The organism is Burkholderia sp. Bp8992, from assembly GCF_003853705.1.
GTDB lineage: Bacteria > Pseudomonadota > Gammaproteobacteria > Burkholderiales > Burkholderiaceae > Burkholderia.
Map to the genome: position 1 here is coordinate 245,524 of NZ_QTQI01000005.1, position 24,848 is coordinate 270,371.

At 64.2% G+C, this 24,848-nt stretch carries 22 protein-coding genes; 18 read left to right on the top strand and 4 right to left on the bottom strand.

The features are described 5' to 3' along the window. Positions 1-28: 28 nt before the first annotated feature. From DIE03_RS10275 to DIE03_RS10290, 4 genes are all read left to right on the top strand, one after another. Positions 29-1,093 carry a glycine betaine ABC transporter substrate-binding protein gene (locus tag DIE03_RS10275; RefSeq protein ID WP_124449938.1) on the top strand — a complete coding sequence of 355 codons (1,065 nt, stop codon included), beginning with the start codon at positions 29-31 and terminating at the stop codon, positions 1,091-1,093. A gap of 91 nt (positions 1,094-1,184) precedes the next feature. Beyond that, a complete protein-coding gene (locus DIE03_RS10280) occupies positions 1,185-2,048 on the top strand; it encodes a proline/glycine betaine ABC transporter permease (RefSeq protein ID WP_124449940.1) in 864 nt (287 codons plus the stop codon). Positions 2,049-2,052: 4 nt separating this feature from the next. Then, entirely contained in the window at positions 2,053-2,997 is a 945-nt protein-coding gene (locus DIE03_RS10285) for a glycine betaine/L-proline ABC transporter ATP-binding protein (protein WP_124449942.1), read from the top strand. Between the two features lie 21 nt (positions 2,998-3,018). Beyond that, the gene (locus tag DIE03_RS10290; RefSeq protein ID WP_260434844.1) at positions 3,019-4,119 is read left to right on the top strand and encodes a porin; all 1,101 of its coding nucleotides are present in this window, start codon (positions 3,019-3,021) and stop codon (positions 4,117-4,119) included. Between the two features lie 710 nt (positions 4,120-4,829). On the opposite strand, the gene DIE03_RS10295 is transcribed toward DIE03_RS10290, so the two are convergent. The 4 genes from DIE03_RS10295 to DIE03_RS10310 all read right to left on the bottom strand — a co-directional run bounded on the left by DIE03_RS10295 (position 4,830) and on the right by DIE03_RS10310 (position 8,726). Continuing rightward, the gene (locus tag DIE03_RS10295; RefSeq protein ID WP_124449945.1) at positions 4,830-6,077 is read right to left on the bottom strand and encodes a citrate synthase family protein; all 1,248 of its coding nucleotides are present in this window, start codon (positions 6,075-6,077) and stop codon (positions 4,830-4,832) included. 58 nt (positions 6,078-6,135) lie between these two features. Beyond that, a complete protein-coding gene (locus DIE03_RS10300) occupies positions 6,136-6,528 on the bottom strand; it encodes a VOC family protein (RefSeq protein ID WP_124449947.1) in 393 nt (130 codons plus the stop codon). Positions 6,529-6,587: 59 nt separating this feature from the next. After that, complete coding sequence (locus tag DIE03_RS10305; RefSeq protein WP_124450185.1) at positions 6,588-7,874, bottom strand: MFS transporter; 1,287 nt, start codon at positions 7,872-7,874, stop codon at positions 6,588-6,590. A 93-nt stretch (positions 7,875-7,967) separates the two neighbouring features. Next, positions 7,968-8,726, bottom strand: coding sequence for an SDR family oxidoreductase (locus tag DIE03_RS10310; RefSeq protein WP_124449949.1), 759 nt, complete (start codon positions 8,724-8,726; stop codon positions 7,968-7,970). A 313-nt stretch (positions 8,727-9,039) separates the two neighbouring features. Here DIE03_RS10310 and DIE03_RS10315 point away from each other — a divergent pair, with 313 nt between their 5' ends. The 14 genes from DIE03_RS10315 to DIE03_RS10380 all read left to right on the top strand — a co-directional run bounded on the left by DIE03_RS10315 (position 9,040) and on the right by DIE03_RS10380 (position 24,822). Further along, complete coding sequence (locus tag DIE03_RS10315) at positions 9,040-10,002, top strand: D-glycerate dehydrogenase (protein ID WP_124449951.1); 963 nt, start codon at positions 9,040-9,042, stop codon at positions 10,000-10,002. 550 nt (positions 10,003-10,552) lie between these two features. Then, complete coding sequence (locus tag DIE03_RS10320) at positions 10,553-11,698, top strand: mandelate racemase/muconate lactonizing enzyme family protein (protein WP_124449953.1); 1,146 nt, start codon at positions 10,553-10,555, stop codon at positions 11,696-11,698. A 118-nt stretch (positions 11,699-11,816) separates the two neighbouring features. Beyond that, positions 11,817-13,103 carry an MFS transporter gene (locus DIE03_RS10325; protein ID WP_124449955.1) on the top strand — a complete coding sequence of 429 codons (1,287 nt, stop codon included), beginning with the start codon at positions 11,817-11,819 and terminating at the stop codon, positions 13,101-13,103. Positions 13,104-13,655: 552 nt separating this feature from the next. Then, the gene (locus tag DIE03_RS38975) at positions 13,656-14,024 is read left to right on the top strand and encodes an XdhC family protein (protein WP_311767302.1); all 369 of its coding nucleotides are present in this window, start codon (positions 13,656-13,658) and stop codon (positions 14,022-14,024) included. 8 nt (positions 14,025-14,032) lie between these two features. Next, positions 14,033-14,644 (top strand): XdhC family protein, encoded by a 612-nt coding sequence (locus DIE03_RS38980; protein WP_311767299.1) that lies wholly within the window; start codon positions 14,033-14,035, stop codon positions 14,642-14,644. A gap of 59 nt (positions 14,645-14,703) precedes the next feature. Next, positions 14,704-15,711, top strand: a complete 1,008-nt coding sequence (locus DIE03_RS10335) for a helix-turn-helix domain-containing protein (RefSeq protein WP_124449957.1) — start codon at positions 14,704-14,706, stop codon at positions 15,709-15,711. Positions 15,712-16,305: 594 nt separating this feature from the next. After that, positions 16,306-17,457, top strand: coding sequence for an iron-containing alcohol dehydrogenase (locus DIE03_RS10340; RefSeq protein WP_124449959.1), 1,152 nt, complete (start codon positions 16,306-16,308; stop codon positions 17,455-17,457). An 11-nt stretch (positions 17,458-17,468) separates the two neighbouring features. Next, positions 17,469-17,891 carry a thioesterase family protein gene (locus DIE03_RS10345; RefSeq protein ID WP_109342692.1) on the top strand — a complete coding sequence of 141 codons (423 nt, stop codon included), beginning with the start codon at positions 17,469-17,471 and terminating at the stop codon, positions 17,889-17,891. Positions 17,892-17,935: 44 nt separating this feature from the next. Further along, entirely contained in the window at positions 17,936-19,471 is a 1,536-nt protein-coding gene (locus DIE03_RS38540; protein WP_260434861.1) for an enoyl-CoA hydratase-related protein, read from the top strand. 11 nt (positions 19,472-19,482) lie between these two features. Further along, the gene (locus tag DIE03_RS10360) at positions 19,483-20,361 is read left to right on the top strand and encodes a xanthine dehydrogenase family protein subunit M (RefSeq protein WP_109342690.1); all 879 of its coding nucleotides are present in this window, start codon (positions 19,483-19,485) and stop codon (positions 20,359-20,361) included. Next, positions 20,358-20,891: a (2Fe-2S)-binding protein gene (locus DIE03_RS10365; RefSeq protein ID WP_109342689.1), complete on the top strand. Its 534-nt coding sequence runs from the start codon at positions 20,358-20,360 to the stop codon at positions 20,889-20,891. Before DIE03_RS10360 ends, DIE03_RS10365 begins: the two co-directional genes overlap by 4 nt. Continuing rightward, the gene (locus DIE03_RS10370) at positions 20,888-21,649 is read left to right on the top strand and encodes an N-acyl homoserine lactonase family protein (protein WP_109342688.1); all 762 of its coding nucleotides are present in this window, start codon (positions 20,888-20,890) and stop codon (positions 21,647-21,649) included. The genes DIE03_RS10365 and DIE03_RS10370 overlap by 4 nt, the downstream gene beginning before the upstream one ends. Then, on the top strand, positions 21,642-24,086 hold the full coding sequence (locus DIE03_RS10375) for a xanthine dehydrogenase family protein molybdopterin-binding subunit (protein WP_124449961.1): 2,445 nt from the start codon (positions 21,642-21,644) through the stop codon (positions 24,084-24,086). Before DIE03_RS10370 ends, DIE03_RS10375 begins: the two co-directional genes overlap by 8 nt. Beyond that, complete coding sequence (locus tag DIE03_RS10380) at positions 24,046-24,822, top strand: SDR family NAD(P)-dependent oxidoreductase (RefSeq protein ID WP_260434845.1); 777 nt, start codon at positions 24,046-24,048, stop codon at positions 24,820-24,822. Before DIE03_RS10375 ends, DIE03_RS10380 begins: the two co-directional genes overlap by 41 nt. Positions 24,823-24,848 lie beyond the last annotated feature (26 nt).

The following is a 24,848-nucleotide window of genomic DNA, read 5'->3' on the forward strand; positions in this document are numbered from 1 at the left end:
CCATATCAATCATCGGGCGGAGTGAGATATGTTCCAACGGATTTTCAAGTTCAACGCGGCACGTACGCTGGCCGCATGCGGCGTCGGTGCGGCAGCATTGCTGGGCACGCCTGCGCATGCGGCCGATGCGGCGCAATCGTCATGGTGCGCTGCGGCCAAACCGGTGAAGTTCGCCGAAATGGGCTGGGACAGCGCGAAATTCATGACCGAGGTGGTGCGCTACGTGCTCGAGAAGGGCTACGGCTGCAAGACCGAGCTGATGACCGCGACGAACGCGATCGCGTTGCAGGCGATCACGACGGGCGACCTGAACGTGATGGTCGAGTATTGGGCCGGCCGGACGCCCGCCTACGAGAAGGCCGTGCAGGACGGGCGGGTCAAGATCGTCGGCTCGCTTGTCAACGGCGGCAGTGTCGAGGGCTACTACGTGCCGGAGTACGTGATCAAGGGCGACCCCGCCCGCGGCATCAAGCCGCTCGCGCCGGACCTGAAGAGCATCGCCGACCTGCCGCGATACAAATCCGTATTCGCCGATCCGGAAGATCCGTCGCGCGGCCGCCTGTACAACTGCCCGATCGGCTGGCAGTGCGAGTCTGACACCGAACAGAAGATGAAGGCCTACAAGATCGGCGCAGCGTACACGGACTTCCATCCCGGCTCGGGCCCGGCGCTCGACGCCGCAGTCGAATCCGCCTTCACCCGCGGCAAGCCGATCCTGTTCTATTACTGGGAGCCGTCGACCATCCTCGGTCGCTTCCGTGCGGTCAAGCTCGACGAGCCGGCTTACAACGCGACCTGCTGGAAGACCATCAACGGCAGCAAGGATCCGAATCCGTGCGGTTCCGCGTCGCCGCCGACGTCGCTGCGCGTCGTCGTGTCGAATTCGGTCGCCGACTCCGACCCGGCGCTGATGTCGCTGTTCGAGAAGGTGCAATTTTCGATCGGCGCGCTCAACGCGACCATCGCGCGCATGGCGACCGACAAGTTGCAGCCGCGTCAGGCCGCGCTGGATTTCCTGAAGGCCAACCCGTCGCTCGTCGCTCAATGGGTGCCCGCTGCGGCCGCGCAAAAGGTGGCAGCCAGCCTGAAGTAAAGCGTCGCGCCGCCGCCATGTGCGCACCGGCGCAATCGGGCTCCGCGCGCTGCCGGCGTGCGGAGCCAGCCTGAAATTGAAAGGAATCGATGTGAACGGCATCTTTTATTCGCTCGACCTGGGCGATGCGATCAACCAGTTCTTCACCGGCGTCGTCGCGCGCTACGGCGACGTGTTTCATCACGTCAGTGCGGTGCTGCTGCTGTACGCATTGAATCCCGTCGAAGCGCTGCTCAAGGCGACGCCTCCGCTCGCGGTCATCGCCGTCATCGGCGTGGTCGCATGGCTCGGCGCGCGCCGAATCGGCCTGGCGGTGCTGCTGATGGCACTGACATACGTGATCGGCTGCCTCGGGCTCTGGGACAAGCTGATGGCGACGTGCGCGATCATGCTGACCGCGCTGATCCTGACGACGATCGTCGGCGTGCCGTCGGGCATCGCGATTTCGCGCAGCCCGGCCCTTGCACGTGTGTTCAATCCCGTACTCGACATGATGCAGACGCTGCCGTCGTTCGTGTACCTGATCCCGGTCGTGATGTTGTTCGGGCTCGGTCGCGTGCCGGCGATTTTCGCGACGATGATCTACGCGCTGCCGCCGCTGATTCGCCTGACGGACCTTGGCCTGCGTCAGGTTCCGGAGGACGTCGTCGAAGCCGCGCGTTCGTTCGGCGCGACGTCGTGGCAGCAACTGATCGCGGTCGAACTGCCGCTCGCGCTGCCGTCGATCATGGCGGGCGTCAATCAGGCCGTGATGATGTCGCTCGCGATGGTCGTCATTGCCTCGATGATCGGCGCGCGCGGGCTCGGCGAAGACGTTCTGTCCGGCATCAACAACCTCGACATGGGGCAGGGCATCCTGGCCGGCGCCGCCATCGTCATTCTCGCGATCGTGTTCGACCGCATTACCCAGTCTTTCGGCGTGGGCAAGCGTGCACGCCGCCACGCACGGACGTAATCAAATGAATCATTCGACGCTCAGCAATACGGGTACGTCCGTCGACGCGGAATCGAGCCGCGTATCGACCTGCGTCCACGCGGATCGCCGCGAACCCGAAGCCGTGCGCGGCGCTGTCGGTCGCGCGACGGATGTGCCGATTCTCGAGCTGCGCCACCTGTACAAGGTGTTCAGCCCACACCGCGGCCGCATCGACGACGCGATCGCGATGGCCCGTAGCGGGATGCCGAAGGACGAGATCCTGCAGCAGACCGGTTGCAACGTCGCCGTGCGCGACGTGTCGCTGTCGATTCGTGAAGGCGAGATCTTCGTGATCATGGGATTGTCCGGGTCCGGGAAGTCGACGCTTGTGCGTCACTTCAACCGCCTGATCGAGCCCAATGCCGGCGAACTACTGTTTCGCGGGACCGACGTGCTGCAGCTCGGTTCGCGCGCGCTGCGCGAGATGCGCCGCCATCACATCGGCATGGTCTTTCAGAGCTTCGCGCTGCTGCCACACAAGACGGTGCTCGAGAATGTGGTGTTCGGCCGGTGGATTCGCGGCGACGCGAAGGCCGAGTCCGACAACGTCGCGCGCGACTGGATCAACGGCCGGCTCGGACTGAAGGGATACGAGCGGAAATACCCGGATGAGCTATCGGGCGGGATGCGGCAACGCGTCGGCCTTGCACGGGCGCTCGTGTCCGAGCCTGACGTGCTGCTGATGGACGAAGCGTTCAGCGCGCTCGATCCGCTGATTCGCTGTGAAATGCAGGACATCCTGCTGGAAATGCAGGCCGAACTGAAACGGACCATCGTGTTCATCACGCACGATCTCGACGAAGCGATGAAGATCGGCTCCAAGATCGCGATCATGAAGGACGGCGTGGTGATCCAGGTCGGCACGCCTGACGAGATTCGCAGCGCGCCGGCGAACGACTACGTCCGGCGGTTCGTGGAGGCAAGTTGATCGGGGCGTAAAACGAATTCGATGCACGTTAAGAAGGTTCGGTTCCATCACTCGATAATAGAGGAATCCATAATGAAAAAGACAATGCTTGCAGTATCGTCCACGTTGATCTGCGGCGCGGCATGCGCGCAATCGTCCGTCACGCTGTACGGCCTGATCGACGCCGGCGTGACCTACACCAATCACGTGAACGATGCGTCCGGGAAAGGCGCGTCCCTTCAGTTCCAATCAGGGGTCGCCCAGTCGAGCCGATGGGGGATGCGCGGCACCGAAGACCTGGGTGGCGGGACGAAGGCGATCTTTACGCTCGAGAGTTCTTTCGACGTCGGCAACGGCAAGCTGCTCGGCGGCGGCGCGGAGTTCGGCCTCCAATCGTTTGTCGGCTTGAGCGGAAACTGGGGCACGGTGACGCTCGGTCGCCAGTACGATTTCATCGGCTATTACTTTCCCGCGTACGCGATTGCCGCCAATACGCCGGCCGGCTTGCTGGGCTGGAGCCTGCCTACCTACGCGTCGGGTGGATACGCGCTCGACAACCACGTGTGGGGCGACCTGATCAACAACGCGGTCAAATACGAGTCGCCCGTCATCGGCGGCTTCACGTTCGGCGCAATGTACGGCTTCGGCAATGTTGCAGGGTCACTGGGTCAGAACAGCTCCAGCAACTTCTACGTGAGCTATGCGAACGGCCCGCTCAGCGCGGCACTCGCGTACCTGTCGATCCATAACGTGACGGCTTCGGCCAATTCCGTCGAATACGCAGCCGGTGCCGCGTACAACATCGGCAAGGCTCGGGTGTTCGGGTATGTCACCGACGTGCGGCTGTCGAGCGGCGACAAGGCCCGTGCGACCACCGTGGAAGGCGGCGTCAGCTATCTCGTGACGCCAGCGTTGTCGCTTGCGGGCGGCCTGCAGTATCAGGCCCGAAACAATAATGTGGGGAGCGCGAATCAGGTCATTCTGAGCGCCGACTACTTCCTGTCCAAGCGCACCGACGTTTATCTCGTCGGAACGCTGGCACACGATCATGGGTTCGGCACGCAGGCCGAGGCCGCGTTGGGTGCGTCGTCGAACACGAATGTGCAGACTGCCGTACGCATCGCGATTCGGCACAAGTTCTGAGCGTGGAAGGCTGAAATGGCTGCGCGGCCTTGCAGCAAGCGCCAACTGTCCAGTGACGGCGTGCTGGTGCATGGTTCACGAAACCATACGGGCCGCCGGTAAAGCGGAGAAGGCGCGCTAAAGCAAGCCTTCTTTAGCCCACCCCTAGACGGGCAGTCCGGGAGAATTCCCCATCAACAAAAGCCACTCTTGGGACTACATTGGACATAGTTAAACAGCGACGCTGGAATGCATGCCGGTGAAGGGGGCGATCCAAAGTGTATTCTTGAAAATCGAAAGAACGCGTTGGCGCGCTGGGACAACGGGCATCGAGTTCTCGCAGCCCGGATAGGCAGGAAGCGCAATCAGCACGCACGAACCCGAAAGCGACTAAGGTAGGGGCGTTGCGTACCGATTTGGATCGCTTGGACTGTCGACTGAAACATGCATCAAAGCAGGGTGTTTCGGATGACTTTAGGCTTAGCGCGATCAGTGTGCAGCCGGAAAGATGAGAACTCCAATCCCGCGATTCCGGGAAATTCTCCCAAGGGAAAAGATGGAACCTTATCACTATGCTGAGATTGCCCGCTCAAAATCAGATTTCGCACAACGCGTGACTACCACTGCCGGCGTCGCAGGGGAGTTGACACCCGTCTTCGCAAGCCGCGGTCAATGACAATTTGCCTTGCAAACGGTGACGCGTTCAATTCGGTCTACGGTTGTCACGCGAGTTACTCCACCACCTTGAACACGCGGTTCTTGTCGATCACGCCGGCTTTCGGCAGTCTGCCATCGTTCTCGGCGGCGGGCCGCAGATGCCGATCGTCGAGCGCCGGCCCGGTATAACGGCTGCGCGGCCGGATCACCTTGCCGACGCGCAACTGCTCCATGCAGTGGGCGAGCAACCCGACGCTGCGCGCGATCGAGAACAGCCCGAACGCCGCATCGCGCGGCAACTGAAGCTGCACCGAGAGCATCGCGAGCGCGACATCGATGGTTGGGCGCTGGCCCGTGAGCGTCGTGACCTTGCCGACGAAGTGCGCGAGTTCCGCCGGCGGATCGAGTCGCGCAAGCAGCGCGGCCGCGCGCGGATCGCCGTCGGGGTAAAGATGATGACCGAAACCGGGAATCGGGATCGCGGACTTCAGGTGATGATCGACGACGCGCTCGGCCCCCAATCGCTGCACGTCGTCGAACATCGCCCGCACGCGTCCCGACGCGTCGCCGTGCAGCGGGCCCGACAACGTCGCGAGCCCCGTCAGCAGGCAGCCCGCGAGCGACGCGCCGGTCGATGCGGTGATGCGCGCGGCGAATGCCGAACTCGTGATCTCGTGATCGGCGACCAGCACCATCGCGCGGCGCAGCAGGTCTGCGCCACGGCTGTCGAGGGCCCAGCCGGCTGCGAGCCGCTGATGGGTGCAGAGCGTGCCTGCACCGGCATCGTCACGTGCGCCGAACGCGCGCGACACGATCGCGACGAGTTGCCCGGCCTCGATGTGCAGCGCGCTATCGAGCCGGCCGAGCGTCGAATGGCCGTGTGCGGCCAGCGTCGCGAGCATCGTGAACGCGCATTGCCGATCGCGCTCGCCGGCCGGCAGTACGATCGCCGGCGCATCGAACGACACGGGCGTGATGGCCTGCCAAAGCAGCGCAGCCGTTTCCTCGAGCGTCGCGGTATCGGCGAGTTGAATGCTGTCGCGGCCGCGATACCACGCGCGACCCTTCGAGAACGTGGTGATGCCGCTATAGATGCACGGCTCGGCGCCGAAGATCGTGCCGGCCGCCAGCGCCGCACGTTTGCGGCCGACTTGCTTCTTGCGGCACAGCGCCACCACGTCCTCGGCGCGATACAGGCTCCTGCGCGGATCGTCCGGATCCTGCATCACGGCGATGCTGCCGCGGCTCGCGTACGCATAGACGGTCTGCGCCCGCACGCCGAGCCGCCGCGCCGCTTCCGTCAGGGTCATCCAGTTCTGCATGGGAGTCTTGATGAGGTGCGGCCGCTGTGCGGCCACGTGCGCCGACTATAGACCGGGTTCAGTTGAATGTCATCTCGGCCGGGCGCCGCTCCAGCACTTCGACGAGGATGTTGCCGGGTGCGCGCACGAAACAGCAGCGCACGCCGGCGCGGACCCGCGCGATGGGCTGGACGATCTCGGCGCCATTGTCGACCAGGTGCGCGTAGGCCGCGTCGAGATCATCGACCAGCACGCCGAAGTGATCGATTCCCTGCACGCGCGCGCCGTCCGGCGTGATTGCCGAATGTGCGTGCGGCAGCGCGGTGATGAACAGGTTGATGTCACCGATTCGCAGGTCGACGCGACCAGGACGTCGCACGATCTCGGCGTTCAGGCAGCGCGCGAACCAGGCGGCGGTGGCTTCCGCATCGGCCGAGCAGAGTTGCAGGTGATCCCATTTGAATTCGATCATGATGGTGGAGCGTCGGGTTGGGTAGTCAGCGCAAGGCAGGTGGGCGGCACGAGCGCAGGTCAGAGTTCGATACGCGACAGCTCGCCGAGCAGCACCGAGTACGACAGTGTGCCGACGAGGCAGATCGCGCCCATCAGGTTCAGCGCCCAGAAGAAGCTGCCGGTGTGCTGCGTCACATAGCCGATCATCAGCGGCGTGGTCACGGCTGCGATATTCGCGGCGAGGCTCGTGATGCTGCTGGTGAGCCCGACATATCGCTTGGGCGCGATCTCGGACACCGCCGCCCAGGACATCGAGCCGATGCCTTGCGCAAAGAACGCGACGGTCAGTATCGTGATCACCAGCGCGTTCGACTGCACGAAGTTGACGAGCACGATCGATGCGCCGAGGAAGGTGCCGATCACAAGCGGCGCCTTGCGCGACGACGACATCGATACACCGCGTCGGATACAAAGATCGGACAGATAGCCGGCGATCAGGATGCCCAGCGTCGCGCCGATGAACGGCATCGCCTGGAACAGGCCGACCTTGATCATCGACATGTGCCGCTCCTCGACCAGGTAGGTCATGAACCAGGTCGTGAAGAACACCAGCAGCGTGTTGTTGCAGAACTTGCCGAGACAGATCGCGAGGACCTGCCGATAGCCGAGCAGACGCAGCGCCATGCGCCAGTCGAATGGATCGCGCGCGGTCACGACCGGGCGACCTTCGGTGATGTAATCCAGCTCGGCCGTATTGACGCCGCGATGGCGCGACGGGTCACGATAAAGCCGATACCAGACGACGCTGAACAGGACGCCGAACGTGCCTGTCGCGAAGAACACGGCTCGCCAGCCGAATGCCGACGAGATCCACATCAGCAGGCCGGTGAAAAGCGGCGTGCCGATGTACTGGCCCATCACGTACACACTCGTTGCGAAGCCGCGCTCCTGGACCGGGAACCACACCGTCACCGCACGCGCGTTCGACGGGAATGCGGGCGCCTCGAGCGCACCCATCGCGAGCCGCGAGCCGAGCAACATGTGGTATCCCTGCGCGACCCCCTGAGTCAGCGTCGCCAGCGACCAGCCGACGAGCGACAGCGCGTAGGCCACGCGCGAGCCCAGCCAGTCGGTGAGCACGCCCGCCGGCAGTAGCGCCATGGAGTAGGCGAGGCCGAACACGGCGAACAGCTCGCCCATCTGCACGCGCGTGAGCGCGAGATCCTTCGATAGTGCGGGTGCGACGATGCCGAGCGCGGAGCGGTCGACGTAGTTGAGGATCGTTGCCACGAGCAACATCGACAGTACGCCGTAGCGTACCCTCGAGCGTCTTGCGGCGCCTGCATGTGTGTCGAGCCGGCGCATGGCCGAAACGTGCTCTTCTGCGGTTTTCAATGTCGTCTCCAATTTTTATGTGGGTTGCGCCGGGGTACTTGCCGGGCGCCCGCGCGCGTGCGGTCAGCCGCGTCCGACGAAGGGCATAGCACTCGCCATGATCGTCATGTTCAGAATGTTGGCTTCGAGCGGCAGGTTGGCCATCTGTACGATCGCACTTGCGACATGCGCAACGTCGACCCGCGGCTCGGGCGCGATGCGGCCGTCGGCCTGCAGCACGCCGCTGTCCATGCGTTCGGTGAGCGAGGTCGCGGCGTTGCCGATATCGATCTGGCCGCACGCGATGTTGAATGGCCGGCCATCGAGGGCAAGCGAGCGCGTGATGCCGAGGACGGCGTGCTTCGTGGCCGTGTACGCGATCGTGTTCGGGCGCGGACTGTGGGCGGAGATCGAGCCGTTGTTGATGATGCGCCCGCCTTGCGGCGTCTGACGCTTCATCTGGCGCCACGCGGCGCGGGCGCACAGGAACACGCCGGTCAGGTTGGTCGCGACCACGTCGTTCCAGAATTGCAGCGTGTAATCGTCGATCGGCACGGCGCCGGCGTTGCGGCCCGCGTTGTTGAACAGCACGTCAAGGCGCCCGAACGTGTGCGCGATCTGTGTGAAGCTCGCGTCGACCGATGCTTCGTCGGACACGTCGGTTGGAATTGCCGCTGCCACGCCCCCGGCCCGCTCGATGATCTCTTGCGTCCCGAGGAGCGGATCGATGCGCCGGCCGAGCAGCGCGACGCTGAAACCTGCTTGCGCGAGCGCTACCGCAGCGGCCTGTCCGATGCCGGTGCCGGCGCCCGTCACCGCCGCGATCTTTTTTCCTGTCTGCATTTTCACGATCTCGTCTTCAGTCCGTTGAACATGCAAAAAGCATTGCGCGGCGGCGACGCCGCAGCAATCTTGATTCGTTCAATCAACATCAACTGCGCTGTCCTGACGGGCGCAAGTCAGGGTTTTCCTGAGTTCGTGGCGGTACCGCGCGCGTGTTGCCGCGGTCTCGCACGACGGGGATATGCCCGGAGACGTTCGGGTCATCCGGCGGCGCGCACGGCCGCGCGGATATGTTGATCGAATCAATCAATATTGACCCTCGCCGACCGCGATTCGTAGGCTGTGCTCCGTTATCCGACCCAAGGACGAGACCATGCCTGACAACAATCGCACCCAGCTGCTGGTTGCGCGACGCGTTCCCGCCGCAGTGGCTGCGCGCGCGGCAGCCGAATTCAACGCCTATGTGACGGACGCCGACATGGACGCGCCGTCCGTCGTCGAGTTCTGTAACCGCTATCAGACACCGGCGGTGCTGATCGGCAAGAAATCGGCGCTTCAGTCCGAGCACATCGCGGCATTGCCGTCGAGCGTGAAGATCATCGCGAACGCGAGCGCCGGCTACGATCACATGGACGTCGCCGCCGCGCGTGCACGCGGAATCGTGGTCAGCAACGCACCCGACGCGCTGACCGACTGCACGGCCGATTTCACGATACTGCTGATGCTGGCCGCGTGCCGGCGTGCGTCGGAGTACGAGCGTATCGTGCGGGCCGGTTGGGGAAAGTCGTTCGGCATGACCGACATGCTCGGCACGCGCGTGAACGGCAAGACGCTCGGGATTGTCGGTTTCGGCCGGATCGGCCGTGCAGTCGCGCAGCGTGCGCGCGGCTTCGGGATGAAGATCGTCTATACCGACCGGCGTCCCGCAGCGCCCGACATCGAGGCCGGCGCGCGCTATTGCGGGGATCTCGACACGCTGCTGCCGCAGTGCGACATCCTGACGTTGCACGTGCCCGGCGGCGGCATGCCGTTGATGACACGTCGCGAATTCGGCTTGCTGCGCGACGGTGCGGTGCTCGTGAATGCGGCGCGCGGTAGTCTCGTCGACGAAGATGCGCTGTACGACGCGTTGACCTCGCATCGGCTGTTCGCCGCGGGGCTCGACGTTTATCGGAACGAGCCCAACATCGATCCGCGCTTTGCCACACTCGACAATGTGTTTCTGTCGCCGCACATGGCCAGTGCGACCATCGAGACGCGCGACCAGATGGGGCTCACGGCGCTCGACAATGTCGCGGCCGTGCTGGACGGGAGGAGGGCGCCGAACGCGCTGTGATGACCGTGGCCGCGGGTGCTGACCCATGCCGGGGTATATCCGATCGAGGGAACCCCGGCTGTCGGCGCGTCGTTACTTCAACAATCGCTGCGCCATCAGCACTTCGTGCGCGGCCTTGAACGGGCGGAGGCCCTGCCGAATACCCGAATAAGCAGCCGCATGCACCAGCATCGCTTTTGTCTCGTCAAGGGAGGAGGGACGACGGACGCCCAAATCTCGATGGTTGCCGTGCTTCCTGCTAGAACTCGCCTGATGCGGCTACTCGATGCCTCCGCATCTCGATTCCATGAAACATTGAATTCCGTCGTCTCCGTTCGATATAAGTCATAAGAGGTCATATAACATGTGGATGTGAGTCATCACAGTAAATGTGCGGACAATAGTCGGAGAGAGGTTGTGCAACGATGGGTCTTGTTATACGATGACTGACCAATGTCGCGGCCGACGGCACGCAGTCGAACGGTCTCGCACTGCTGCCGTCGTCCGTCACATCGCATTTTCCGCCGTCGGCCGCATCCATGCCCCGACCCTCCGCACCGGGAATACGTTCGTGAAAATCGTCGCCATCGAAGTCATTCGTCTCTCGCTCGCATTCGACGCGGGCCGCCGTCCCGTCGCCGCAGTTGAACCGGCCGCTGCGGACACGTATAACGCCGCAGACCGCTCGCTGCACCGAATGGAGTCGCTGCTGGTCAGGCTTACCGATAACGCAGGGCGGGTGGGTTGGGGTGAAGCATTCGGTCATCTGATCAATCCCGTCACGTTCGCCGCGCTCGAAGGCCCGGTCGGCCGCTGGTTCAAGGGCGCCGAATTCGAGCCGACGTGGCGCGGGATCGCTGCATTGCGCGACGCGGCCGACCGCGCGCTGCATGCGTTCGGGCGCACCGGACCGGTGCTGTATGCATTGTCCGCGATCGACACGGCGCTGCACGACCTCGCCGCGCAGGCGGCCGGCGTGCCGCTGTATTGCTGGCTCGGCGGCCATCGCGACGAGATCGACGTGTATGCGAGCCTGGTCAGCTACGACAACGACCCCGACGAAGTCGCGCGCCACGTGCGGCGTGCGTCGGACGAACAGTTCCGGCGCATCAAGCTGCACGAGACGCAACGTGCAGCCATCGCGGCCGCGCGAGCGGCATTGCCGGCCGGCAGTGAGCTGATGGTCGACGTGAACTGCCCGTGGACGGCGAACGACGCGCTGCGGCACGTGAGCGAACTTGCCGACCTGCGACTTGGCTGGATCGAGGAACCGGTGTGGCCGTGCGACGACGCGGACGGCGTCGCGCGCGTGCGCGGCGCCGGCGTGCCGATCGCGGCGGGCGAGAACGCGTCGGGCGTCGCGGGCTTTCGCGACCTGTTCGAACACGGCGCGCTCGACGTCGCGCAGCCTAGCATTGCGAAGATCGGTGGACCGACCGGCATCGCGGAAGTGATCGCGCTCGCGGAGGAGCACGGCGTGCGGGTCGTGCCGCACTGTTTCTATTACGGAGCGGGGCTGCTGGCGACCGCGCACGTGGTCGCGACGCTACCGGACGACGTCGCGCTCGAAATTCCCTATCTCGACTGGCCCGAGCGGCTGCATGACGCGCAGCGGCCCGGGGCGCGGCTGCGCTTGCCCGATGTGCCCGGGCTTGGCTTCTTGCCGGACGAAGCGGTGCTGGCACGCAACACGATCGCGCACGCGACGATCGGTTGAACGCAGGAACGGTGCGCTCGGCGCATGCACGTGAAACCGTTGCCGGTTTGGCGGCGCAATCGGAAATCAGGAAGCCGGGCGGATACGCAGGCACGTGCCCGGCTCGACAGGAGACAACATGAAAACGCGTTACCGCTGGTGGATCGGCGCGCTGCTGTTCGGCGCCGGCATGCTGAACTATCTCGATCGCGCGGCGCTGTCCGTCGTCGCGCCGATCATCAAGCGCGAACTCGGCATCGACGATGCGCAGATGGGCATCCTGTTCAGCAGCTTCTTCATCGGCTACTGCGTGTTCTGCTTCGTCGGCGGTTGGGCAGCGGACCGGTTCGGGCCGCGTCGCGTATTCGCGTGCGCGGCCGGCGTGTGGTCGCTGTTCTGCGGCGCGACCGCGCTCGCGGGGTCGTTTGCGCACCTACTGATCGTACGCGTCGCGTTCGGGATCGGCGAAGGGCCGATGGGGACGACCACCAACAAGGCGATCTCGAACTGGTTCCCGCGCCGCGAAGCGGGACGCGCGGTCGGCTGGACCAACGCGGGGCAGCCGCTCGGTGCGGCGATCGCGGCGCCGATCGTCGGCCTGGTCGCGCTGCAGTTCGGCTGGCGCGTGTCGTTCGTCGTGATCGCCGCGCTCGGCTTCGTGTGGCTCGCCGCGTGGTGGGCGTTGTTCCGCGACGATCCGGCGAGCCACCCGCGCGTCTCGCCGGAAGAGGCGCGCGAGATCGTATCCGACCGGACGATCGACGTCGCACCGGATGCGCATGCGGACGATCGCGCCGCGCGTCCGTTGCTGCGCGATCTGTTGTCGCGGCCGGTGCTCGGCGTCGCGCTCGCGTTCTTCAGCTTCAACTACGTGCTGTATTTTTTCCTGTCATGGCTGCCGAGCTATCTGACCGATTACCAGCATCTGAACATCAAGCAGATGAGCGTCGTCGGGATCCTACCGTGGCTCGGCGCGACCGTCGGGTTCGTGGCCGGCGGCACCGTGTCGGATCGCATCTACCGCCGCACCGGCGACGTGCTGTTCGCGCGCAAGATCGTGATCGTCGTCGGGCTCGCGGTCGCGGCGGCCTGCGTGCTGCTGGCGTCGCGCGTGAGCTCGCTCGGCGCGGCCGTCACGCTGATCGCGATCGCGAGCCTGTTCGCGTTCATGGCGCCGCAGGCGTGCTGGTCGCTGCTGCAGGAAATCGTGCCGCGCGAACGTGTCGGCTCGGCGGGCGGGTTCGTTCACCTGCTTGCAAATCTCGCGGGCATCCTCTCGCCGAGCGTGACCGGTTGGCTCGTTCAGTATGGCGGTGGGTATGCGAGTGCGTTCGTGCTCGCGGGTGCATCGGCGCTGGCCGGTGCGGTCATCCTGACGTTCACGGTGCGCGCGCGGGCTGTTGTGCAGATGCGCGGGGCTGCCTGACGAAGTACTCCGTTGAACTAGCAACGCGGGAGTGGGTGACCTGATTTAATCATCATCGGTTGATGAAACCGCTCGGCTATACCGTGAGGCTGCCAAAGCCGAGACAAACTACCATCGCCAACTTGGAACAGCCACCGCTGAATCGACATCGAGTTAAACCAACCAGCCTCCCCGATTTCCCGGGGCGGTTCAGTCTGTGTGGAACATCCTGGAAAATAAAGACACCTACCAGAGCCGCACGACTTTATAGGAGCCGCAGGCGCGAACTTCATTGAGGCGCGGGGCGCGGTCCCCAAAACGACGCTGGATAGATCTGGGCAAGCCAACATGACATCAACCGTCAGGCGTTGTAAAACTGGTGCGGACCATAGATTCATTTTGGCTTACGGTTGCCCGAACTGTCGCAGCAACTCGAAGCCTGTCCCTCCGTTCCAAGAGCTATCAAGGTCGAATCCAGAGGCAAACTTCTAACGTCTGTCAGGTTATAACTTGCATAAATGAACTGATTGGCGTACCGTGGAAGGGCCGTGGAGGGAAACTGCGTTGGACAGCATGGATCGAGACGTACTGGAAACTGCCGTCATGTGGCATCGCGCTGGGCGCGCGGTGATGCTCGGCACGGTTCTGAAGACGTGGGACTCGGCGCCCCGCCCGATCGGCGCGATGGTCGCGCTGCGCGACGATGGTGCCGTGAAGGGTTCCGTATCGGGTGGGTGCCTCGAGGACGTTCTGATCGAGCGCGTGTGGCGCGTCGGATTTTCGGGCCCGACGCCGACCGTTGTAATCTATGGCCTTTCGGCAGACGACGCGCATCGCTTCGGTCTTCCGTGCGGCGGCACGCTGATGATTCTCGTGGAACCGGCCGGATATCGTCGCGTCTGGACGAGGCGCTGGAATGGGTCAGGCGTGGCCGGGTGGTGATCCGGAACGTGAACGCTAAAACCGGCGAAGCCGACGTGACGCTGACCGATTCGGCAGCCCCGACCTCGTTCGACGGCGTGTCGTTGCGCGCATGTTACGGGCCGAGCCATCGCCTGGTGATCATCGGCGCGGGGCAACTGTCCGAATATGTTGCGCGGATGGCGGTGGCGCTGGGCTATCGCGTCATCGTATGCGACCCGCGTGAAGAGTACCTCGGGGAATGGTCCGCGGCGCATACTGAAGTATTCCGCGAAATGCCCGACGACCTGATCGAGCGAATCGGGCTGGATCCGAACACGGCCGTGGTGGCGCTGACGCATGATCCGAAGATCGACGACATGGCGCTGATCGAAGTGTTCAAATCGCCGGCGTTCTACGTGGGAGCGGTCGGTTCGCGTGCGAATAACGCGAAGCGTCGGGAACGGCTCAAGCTGTTTGACTTGACCGACACGCAGGTTGCAGCACTTCATGGTCCGATCGGGCTTCACATCGGTGCCAGGACGCCGCTGGAGATTGCGGTGGCCATCATGGCGGAGATGACATCACACCGTTACGGTGTGCCGGTCGTGCAGTCGCACGCGCTTCGCGATGCGCCACCGGTGCCGCAACGGATCGTATAGGCACGCGCGCACCTGTGTTGCGTTGCGTGAATGCCAGATGATTTTTTTTCGATGGACTTATGGTTAAACCCACCATGCTCGAATCGTCGAGCCACAGTGCGTCGGATGCACGTTTTGCATCGATCGAGCGCTATTCTTCGGTTGCGAGAACGGTCGAGATACTGTCGGATGCGTGGGGATTCCTCGTGCTGCGGGAGTGCTTTTTCGGCGTCCGGCGATTCGAGCAGTTCCAGAGCATCCTGCAGGTGCCGCGTACCACGCTGGTGGAGCGGCTCAAGAAATTCACGACTCTGGGCATACTGAAGAAACAGCTTCCGTCGACTGGCGGCGCTCGCTACGAGTACCGTTTCACGGAGCAGGGCCGCGACTTGTACGCAACGATGGTCGCGCTGCTCGCGTTCGGCGACCGTTGGCTTGCGGGCGCTGCACAGCCGCCGTTGAAACTGATTCACAAGACCTGCAAATGCGATTGCGCGCCGCGCGTCGTGTGCTCGCACTGCCACGCCGGCATCGACCCGAGGTCCGTCCACTATCGCGACGGGCCGGGGGCGGGCGGCGAGGAGCGGATCGCCGAACGCAAGCGCTCGCGCCGGAATTCGGACGTGAGCGTCCTCGAGCGCATTCGGCCATGCTCGGTCGCGCGAACGTTGCAGATCATCGGTGACCGTTGGAGTTTCCTCGTGATCCGGGAATTCTTTTACGGCGTTCGACGGTTCGACGAGTTTCAGTCGCGGCTGGGTATCGCCACCAACATTCTGTCCGATCGGCTGCAGCGACTCGTGGAGCAGGGTATCGCGGAGAAGCGGCTGTATCAGGAGAAGCCGAAGCGTTACGAGTACCGGCTGACCGAAATGGGCCGCGACTTGTATGGGCCGCTGTTGGTCATGATGGCTTGGGGCGACAAGTGGCTTTCTGGTGGCAAAGCACCGTTGAAACTTCGGCACCGGGAATGCGATCACGATTTTCACGCGATCGTTGCATGCGACAAATGCGGCGCGGAACTCGATCCGCATGACATGTCATACGTACTTCGGTACGCGTTGCCGGTGGAGCTCGACGTCGCCTGATTCGCGCTTCTCGATACCGCGTGGCGGCGCGGTGCGCGTACAGCGCAGGTCGATTCAACAGCATGGCGGCCGTCTTCTCGCGCGGTCGGCCTGGCAGCTGGCTGAACGGCTCGTTCAAATCGCGCGGACCGCGCGCGGCGATTTGCCTCGCCATCTCCTCTTTTACCCTTCCTCATGTTTTGATGCGCCCGATCGACCGCACGTGTCACCGGACGCATCCGGTCGCGCACGCGGATTTGCCACGTAGCGCTGCTTGCTTTCGCGTCCGGCTTCGACCTCGCGCAGACGCCAACCGGATCGGCATGCCGCGTGCGTGGCCTGGAAGGTATCGCCATGCAAGTAACATATACGTTGACGAAACCATATCGGAGCGGCCTCGTCCGGATGCGGGAACGGCGGCCGCGCGCGCACGGAACGCTTCATAGGACCGGAAAATAGCGGCTAATTGGCTGCGTTCCTTCAGACGTGACAAGTTGTCGAACAAGGGACTTGCAAATCAGGATTTCGCTCACTATAGTCCATTTATGCAAGTTAATTGAGCGTCACGACATCGTCGTCGATTCCGTGATTCCGTGATCGGGTGGAGGAGCAAAATTGAACGCATTTGAGTTTCAGTCGAACAGGTCGACGATCGTCGAGGCTGGTGCCTCGGCGCGCCTTGGGGAAATCGTCGGGCGGCTGGGTTGTCGCTCGGTCTTTCTCGTCACCGACCGCGGCATCGTCGATAACGGTCTGCTGAAGCCGGCTCTTGAAAGCCTCGAGGCAGCCGGCATGGCCGTGACGGTGTATGCGGACGTGCAGGCCGATCCGCCGGCTCACGTGGTGAACGGTGCGGCCGATGCGGCGGCTTCCGCCCGGGCCGAATGCGTGGTTGGCATAGGCGGCGGCAGTTCGCTCGACGTCGCGAAACTGGTGGCGCTTCTCGCGCACCGGACCGAAAAGCTCGACGACGTCTACGGCGTTGGCGTCGCGAAGGGGCCGCGGTTGCCGCTGGTGTTGCTCCCCACGACCGCGGGAACGGGATCCGAGGTCACGCCGATTTCGATCGTGACGACCGGAGACGGAGAAAAGAAAGGCGTTGTCTCGCCGGTACTGCTGCCGGACATCGCGGTGCTCGATGCGGATCTGACGTTGAGCCTGCCGCCCGCGGTCACGGCGGCGACGGGCATCGACGCAATGGTTCATGCGATCGAGGCGTACACCAGCAAGCGCCTAAAGAATCCGGTCTCCGATTGCCTCGCGAAGGAAGCGCTTCGCTTGCTCGGCGCCAACATCGGCGAGGCTTGTGGCAACGGCACCAATCGCGACGCACGCCAGGCGATGCTGCTCGGCGCAATGCTGGCGGGCCTCGCATTCGCCAATGCGCCCGTCGCGGGTGTGCATGCGCTGGCCTATCCGGTAGGCGCACGGTTTCATGTTCCGCACGGGCTGTCGAACTCGCTCGTTCTGCCGGCGGTCATGCGTTTCAATCTCGATGCGGCGGCCGATCCGTATGCGGAGCTTGCCGCCGTTCTTATGCCCGACGTCGCGGGAAGCGCCGGTGCGCGCGCGAGCGCACTGGTCGAGCATTTGACTGCGTTGCCGAAGGCGCTCGGCTTGCCCACCAGACTGTCGGATGTTGGTATTGGCCGTGGCGATATCGCGACACTGGCCGAAGACGCGATGCGTCAAACCCGTCTGCTCGCGAACAACCCGCGCGAGATTTCCCTTCAGGATGCGGCTGCGCTCTACGAGGAGGTTTTGTGAGCGAGAAAAAAATGCCGTCACGCCGAGCTCAATATTCGCACTTCAGCGCCATCCAGACGCGCTGGTCCGACAACGATTCCTATGGGCACGTGAACAACGTCGTCTATTACGCGTACTTCGATACGGCGGTCAATCGGCATTTGATCGAACGTGGCGTGCTCGATATTGCAACCAGCACCGTCATCGGGCTCGTGGTCGACACGCGTTGCACGTACTTCTCGTCGATCGGTTTTCCCGACATCGTCCATGTCGGCATGAAGGTCGTGCATCTCGGCAACAGCAGCGTGCGCTACGAGATCGCACTGTTTCGCAACGATGCCGACACGGCTTCCGCGATCGGCGAGTTCGTACACGTTTATGTCGATCGGGCAACGAACGGCCCGGTACCGATTCCGCGCGATGTCCGGCAAGTCTTGCAGTCATTGATGGCCTGACGCGCCGGTCGCGACAGGTGTCCTGGAGGAGAGAACAAATGGAAATGGCAGGAGAGGCACGGTTGCAGGCATCCCGCGAGACCGTGTGGAACGCGCTCAACGATCCGGCGGTGCTGCAGGCCAGTATTCCGGGGTGCGAAGTGCTCGAGAAGAGCGCGGACAACGAATTTACCGCGACGGTGGTGTCGAAGGTTGGGCCGATCAAGGCGCGGTTCGCCGGCAAGGTGACGTTGTCCAATATCGCCGCCCCCGTCAGTTACACGCTGACGGGTGAAGGGTCCGGCGGTGCGGCGGGCTTCGCGCGTGCCGACATTGACGTGGCGCTCGAAGCGCTCGAACAGGACGTCACGCTGCTTCGATACGGCGTCAAGGCAAACGTCGGGGGCAAGCTGGCGCAGTTGGGTTCGCGAATGATCGATGCGGCGGCGCGCAAGTCGGCGGACGATTTCTTCGATCTGTTCGCGAGGCAGGTCGGCACGAAAGTGGCCAATGGTGAACAGGAGACGTCGTCATCGACGATGGGCGTCGATGCACTGTTGGCGGCCGTGTCGATCGAGCGTCCGGTCGTTGCGCCGGCTCACGCGGAACTGGCCGTCGCCGCCGGACCCCTGGCGCCGCGGCAACGTGCCGAACCCGTCGGCGCCGCTGCGCCGCAGGCTCGCTCGTCCGCGGCGGACGGCGCACCTGCGGCCCCGTTGGCCGATCTTCAGGCGGAGGTGACGGATGCGTTGATGACCGAGAAGATCAAGGTGTGGATCTCCGATCAGATCGCGGTCGTCACCTTGAACCGGCCGCGCAGTCGCAACGCGATGACATACGGGATGTGGCTCGCGATGCCGTCGGTCATGACCGCTCTCGAACGAAATCCCGCGGTGCGGGCCGTGTTGCTGACCGGCGCGGGCGACGACTTCTGCGCCGGGGCCGACATCTCCGAGTTCGAGAAAGTGCGCGCCGACGCCGGCCAGGCGAACGCGTACGAGATTGCGGTGGATGCGTGCTGCGATGCGATCGCGAACATCTCGAAGCCGACCATCGCCGTATTGCGCGGCTACTGCCTGGGCGGCGGCGCGCATCTGGCGATGTCGTGCGACTTCCGCTTCGCGGCACCCGACGCCACGTTCGGCATTCCGGCGGCGCGCCTGTCCATCATCTACGGCGTGCGTGGGACGCGCAAGCTGTTGTCGCTGGTGGGGGTGTCGCAAGCGAAGAAGATTCTCTACGGCGCAGAGCGATTCGATGCGCGTGCGGCACGCGACATCGGATTCGTGGACCGGATCGCCGGAGACGACGCGCAGGTCGCGCCGCTCTCGTGGTGGCAGCGGGTGACCGTCGGCAAGCCGCGTGCAAGGACGAGCGATCCGATGGCCGATGCGCGCGCGTTCGCGAGAACAATGGCGGCCAACGCGCCGCTGAGCGTGGCGGGCGCGAAATACCAGCTGAACGGGATGGCGATGGGCACCGGCGCGCTGGATCTCGATCGAGCCGAAGCGATGATCGCGGCGGCAGCGAGTAGCGACGACTATCGAGAAGGCCGGGCCGCGTTCGCCGAAAAGCGCTCAGCGAAATTCCAGGGACGTTGACGGAGGAACCGATGAAACCGGCACCGTTTGACTATTGTTGCCCGGACTCCGTCGACGAGGCGATCGCCGCGCTGGCGGCCTGCCGCGGCGATGCGAAATTGATGGCCGGTGGCCAAAGCCTGATGCCGATGCTGAATTTTCGTGTAGTGCGTCCCGCGATGATCGTCGACATCCGCAAACTGGTCGAACTCGACTACGTGCGCGAGCGTGAGGACGGCGGACTCGAGGTGGGTGCCCTGACACGTCATCGTGTGCTCGAGACGTCGCGTCAGGTCGCCCGGCATTTTCCGGTCATTCCGGACACGATGCGCCATGTCGCCCACCTCGCGATCCGCAATCGCGGCACGATCGGCGGGAGCCTGTCGCATGCCGATCCGGCTGCAGAGTTGCCGATGCTGGCGCGATTGCTGGATGCGACGATCGTCGCGCGGTCGCCCCGCGGCGAGCGCAGGATCGCGGCGGCCGATTTCTTCGTCGCGCCACTCACGACGATGCTCGACGATGACGAGATGGTCGTTCGCGTCGATTTTCCGGGCGTGAAGCCCGGGACCGGCTGGTGTTTCGAGGAATTCTCGCGTCGCGCAGGTGACTTTGCGCTGGCCGCCGTGGGCGTGCTGCTGGATGTCCGCGACGGCGTGATTCACGATGCGCGCGTCGCGATGATGGGAGTAGGCGACACGCCGTTGCGGCGCACCGACTCGGAAGCGATCCTGCGCGGCAAGCCATTGTCCGACGTGCTCGTGGAGGAGGCGGCGGAAGCCGCGTGCGACGGACTGTCGCCCGCCATGGATCTACACGCTTCGCCGGCATACCGCCGCCATCTCGCGGGCGTGCTCGCGCGGCGTGCGATACGCAGCGCATGGCGCCGTGCTTCAGGAGTCCCGCAATGAACGAACATGACATTGCCCGCAAGCCCGTCTGGATGATCGTCAATGGCACGGTCGTCGAGCGCAGCGTCGAACCGCGCCTGCTTCTGTCCGATTTCTTGCGACACGACCTGTCGCTGACCGGCACACACGTCGGCTGCGAGCATGGCGTATGTGGGGCATGCACGGTGATCGTCGACGGCGATAGCGTGCGGTCCTGCCTGATGCTGGCGATCTCGGCCGACGGTTGCGACGTGCGTACCGTGGAGAGCATGGGCTCGCCCGATTCGCTGAGCCCGCTGCAGGAGGCGTTCCGCGAACATCACGGCCTTCAGTGCGGGTTCTGTACACCCGGCATGCTGGCGACCTGCGCCGATGCGTTGCAGAAATACCCGCTCGACAGCGATGAAGAGATTCGCGACGCGCTGTCCGGGAATCTCTGTCGCTGTACAGGCTACCAGGGCATCGTCGAGGCCGTCCGTGTGTGCGTAACGGCGCGCGATGCATTGCGGCAAGCCGCCGGATCCGAGCCAACCGAGGAAAATCAACGATGAAAATGCATGTTCTGAACGGCGGCCGGCTCCGGATGCGCAAGAGTGTCTATCTCCCGGAAGCCGAGCGAAGCGAAACGATCGACCTGCCGGTGGCGTGCATGCTGTTTCGACATGGTCAGGGCAACGTATTGTTCGATACCGGATGCCACCCCCAGGTCGTCGACGATGCCGCAGCGCGCTGGGGCACGATGGCGAAGGCCATGACGCCGATCGGTGGGCCGCAAGACAACGTCGTCTCTCAGCTGGAAACGCTAGGGCTCGCGCCTGACGACATCGATGTGGTCGTCAACTCCCATCTGCACTCCGATCATTGCGGCTGCAATGCATTCTTCAAGCGGGCGACGTTCTTCTGTCACGCGAAGGAGCTGGCGGCCGCCCAGGGGGAAGAGGCACTGCAACGCGGCTACATTCCCGCCGACTGGCAGCATCCGATGCCGACCGAACTCGTCGACGGGGACCGCGACGTCTTCGGCGATGGAAAGATGCTGCTGGTCCCGTTGCCGGGGCATACGCCGGGGAGCATCGGCATGCTCGCGACGCTGGAGCGTGACGGCGCCTTCCTGCTGGCTGCCGACGCCGTTGCGCTGCGCGAGAATCTGACGCGCGAAGTGATGCCGCGCAACACGTGGGACTCGGACGCCGCGTTGTCATCGCTCAACGAAGTCCGGCGGCTCGAACGGGATGGCGCGAGCGTGATCTTCGGCCACGACCCGAAACAGTGGGACACGCTTCGCAAGGGAGAGCACGCGTATGAGTAAGCCGCATCGTGATCCTGGCACCCCGCCGGACGCCGATGTCGGCACCGACGAACGGCCGCGCGGCGGCTTTGTCGGGCAGCCAGTGCGCCGATTCGAGGACGCGAGACTGCTCACCGGGCTCGGTCGTTACGTCGACGATCGGCCGGCCGGAAATGCACTTCATCTCGCGATCGTGCGCAGCGACCAGGCGCATGCGCGCATCCGCGCCGTGCGTGCCGACGCTGCACGGGGCATGGAAGGTGTATTCGGCATCTATGCGTGGGCCGATCTGGCCGGCCTCGTCAAGCCGGCTGTCGCGGTATCGCGCATGGCGGATTATCAACCCACGCCGATTCATGCGCTGGCCGACGGTGTCGTGCACTTCGTCGGCGAACCGGTGATCGCGGTACTCGCTGATAGCCGCTATCTGGCTGAGGATGCGCGGGATGCGATCGAGATCGAATACGAACCGCTGCCGGTCGAGACCGATGCCGAGGCGGCGGCACAGCCCAGCGCGCCACTGCTGCACGAAGGATTGACGAGCAACGTGCTGGTCGAACGTCGGTTCGTGCGCGGCGAGATCGACGAAGCGTTCGCGAACGCGCCCGTCACCGTTGGCGGTCGGTTCCGGTTTCACCGGAAGATGCCGACCGCGATGGAGCCGCGCACCTATATCGCGGAAGTGGATCCGGGCCGGGACGCCCTGACGCTCTACACGTCGAGCCAGATACCGGGCATCGTGCGCGACGCGATGGCGGATCTGCTCGATATGCCGGGCAACCGGCTGACGGTGATCGCGCCCGATGTCGGCGGCGGATTCGGCGGCAAGACCTCGGTCTATCAGGAGGAAGTGCTGGTATGCGTGCTCGCGCGCAAGATCGGGCGTGCGGTGCGCTGGAGCGGCGATCGGCTCGAGGACATGCTGTCGACGAGCCAGGCCTTCGACGAACGGGTCGATGCCGAACTCGCACTGGATAGCGACGGCCGGATTCTGGGCCTGCGTGCCGAAGTGATCGGCGATGTGGGCGCGTATTCGATCTATCCGTGGACTGCCGGCATCGAGCCGGTTCAGGTCATCAGTTTTCTGCCCGGGCCGTACCGGGTCCCCGCCTATCACGGACACGTGCGTGGGGTGACGACACCCAAGGCGCCGACCGGGCCCTATCGCGGCGTCGGACGCCCGACGTCGACATTCGCGATGGAGCGCCTGATGGATCTGGCGGCAAAGCGGCTCGACATGGATCCGACGGAGTTGCGGTTGCGCAACCTCGTGCGTCCGGAGGAGTTTCCGTATCGCACGCCGGTCGGCATCGTGTGGGATCAATCGGCGTTCATTGAAGGAATCGAGGCAGCGAAGGAACGGTTCGACTACACCGCCGCGAGGCAGGCCCAGGCGCACGCGCGTGCCGAAGGGCGCTGGGTCGGTATCGGCGTCGCCTGCTATGCGGAACTGTCCGGCATCGGCTCGCGCATTTCCGCGTCGCCAGGCATGCCGATCAACACCGGCACCGATACGTGCGTGATCCAGCTCGATTCGACCGGAGCGGTCACGGCATCGTTCGGCTGCGCATCGCATGGTCAGGGACACGAGACGACGCTCGCTCAGGTGCTGGCAGACGAACTCGGCGCGCGCATCGAAGATCTGCGCGTGATCACCGGCAATAGTGCCGCCGTGCCGCACGGTACCGGCAGTTATGCCAGCCGCACGGCCGTCATCAGCAGTGGGGCTGGAATGCTGGCAGCGCGCGAACTGCGCGCACGGATGCTGCGCGTCGCCGGTCATCTGCTCGACGTGTCGCCGGGCGATCTCGACGTGGTCGAGAGCGTCATTCGCGTGCGCTGGCGCGACGCGTGTCTGTCATTCGCCGATCTGGCAAAGGCGCTCTATTCGCAGATGGGACGCGTGCCGCCGGAGTTCCGGGAGGATCTTTGCGTCAGTCGGGTTTACGACCCGGTGGTAGGCACGACCAGTTCGTCTACGCATCTCGTTCAGGTGGAAATCGATCCCGAGACGTATGGCGTTCACGTTCAGCAATACGTGATCGCGGAGGACTGCGGACGAGTGATCAATCCATTAATCGTCGCGGGGCAGACGCGTGGCGCCGTGGCGCAGGGCATCGGCGCTGCACTGCTCGAGGAAGTCGTGTACGACGCCGAGGGGCAATTGCTGACCGCGAGCCTGGTCGATTACCTGCTGCCGTCGGCACCGGAAGTCCCGACGTTGGATCTCGTGCACCTCGAGAAACTGGCACCCAATACGCTGGGCGGCTTTCGCGGCATGGGCGAGGGCGGGACGATCGGCTCGCCCGCGGCCATTGCGAATGCGATCGCCGATGCGCTGTCGCCGCTGGACGTCGACATATCGGAATTGCCGGTGACGCCCGAGCGCCTGTATCGCCTCATTCATTTATCCCCCATTGAATCAATCAAGGAGCAACAAGATGGAATTCAGACTTGACGGAAAGGTCGCGCTCGTCACCGGCGGCGCCCGGGACGTGGGCCGTGAAATTGCACTGGGCCTGGCTGCCGAGGGTGCGAGCGTCGTCGTCAACTATCACGGATCGAAGGCCGCGGCGGAAGCGGTCGTGGACGAGATCCGCGCGCAAGGCGGGCGAGGGAGGGCGATCGGCTGCGACATCTCCGACCGTCGGGCCGTGGTTCGGATGATCGACGAGACCGTCGAGGTCTTCGGCGGTCTGAACATCCTTGTCAACAACGCCGGGCTCGTCATCCGCAAGCGCTTCCTCGATTCCCACCCGGACGAATGGCGCAAGCAGATCGACGTCTGCCTGTACGGCACGCTGAACTGCACGCATGCGGCGTTGCCTCATCTGGAGCGCCAGAAAGGCAGCGGCCGAATCATCACGATCACGGGCGATTCGTCGCGGGTCGGCGAATCCGGCCTGGCGATCGGCGCGGCCGCGCGCGCGGCCAATATCGCGCTGATGAAGTCGATCGCACGAGAAACGCGCTCCGGCACGACAGCCAATGCGCTGGCGCTCGGGTTGATCGAGACCGCACACGATCCGGAATTTCTCGAGGCGAATCTGGAACGGCTGGTCAAGCTCTATCCGCTTCGACGTCTCGGTCAGCCGCACGACGTCGCGCCCATGGCAGTTCTGCTTGCATCGGAAAAGGGGAGCTGGATTACCGGTCAGGTGATCAGCATCAGCGGCGGCTTCAGCATGGTCTGACGGCGCAATCGCCGGTCTTCTTTCCG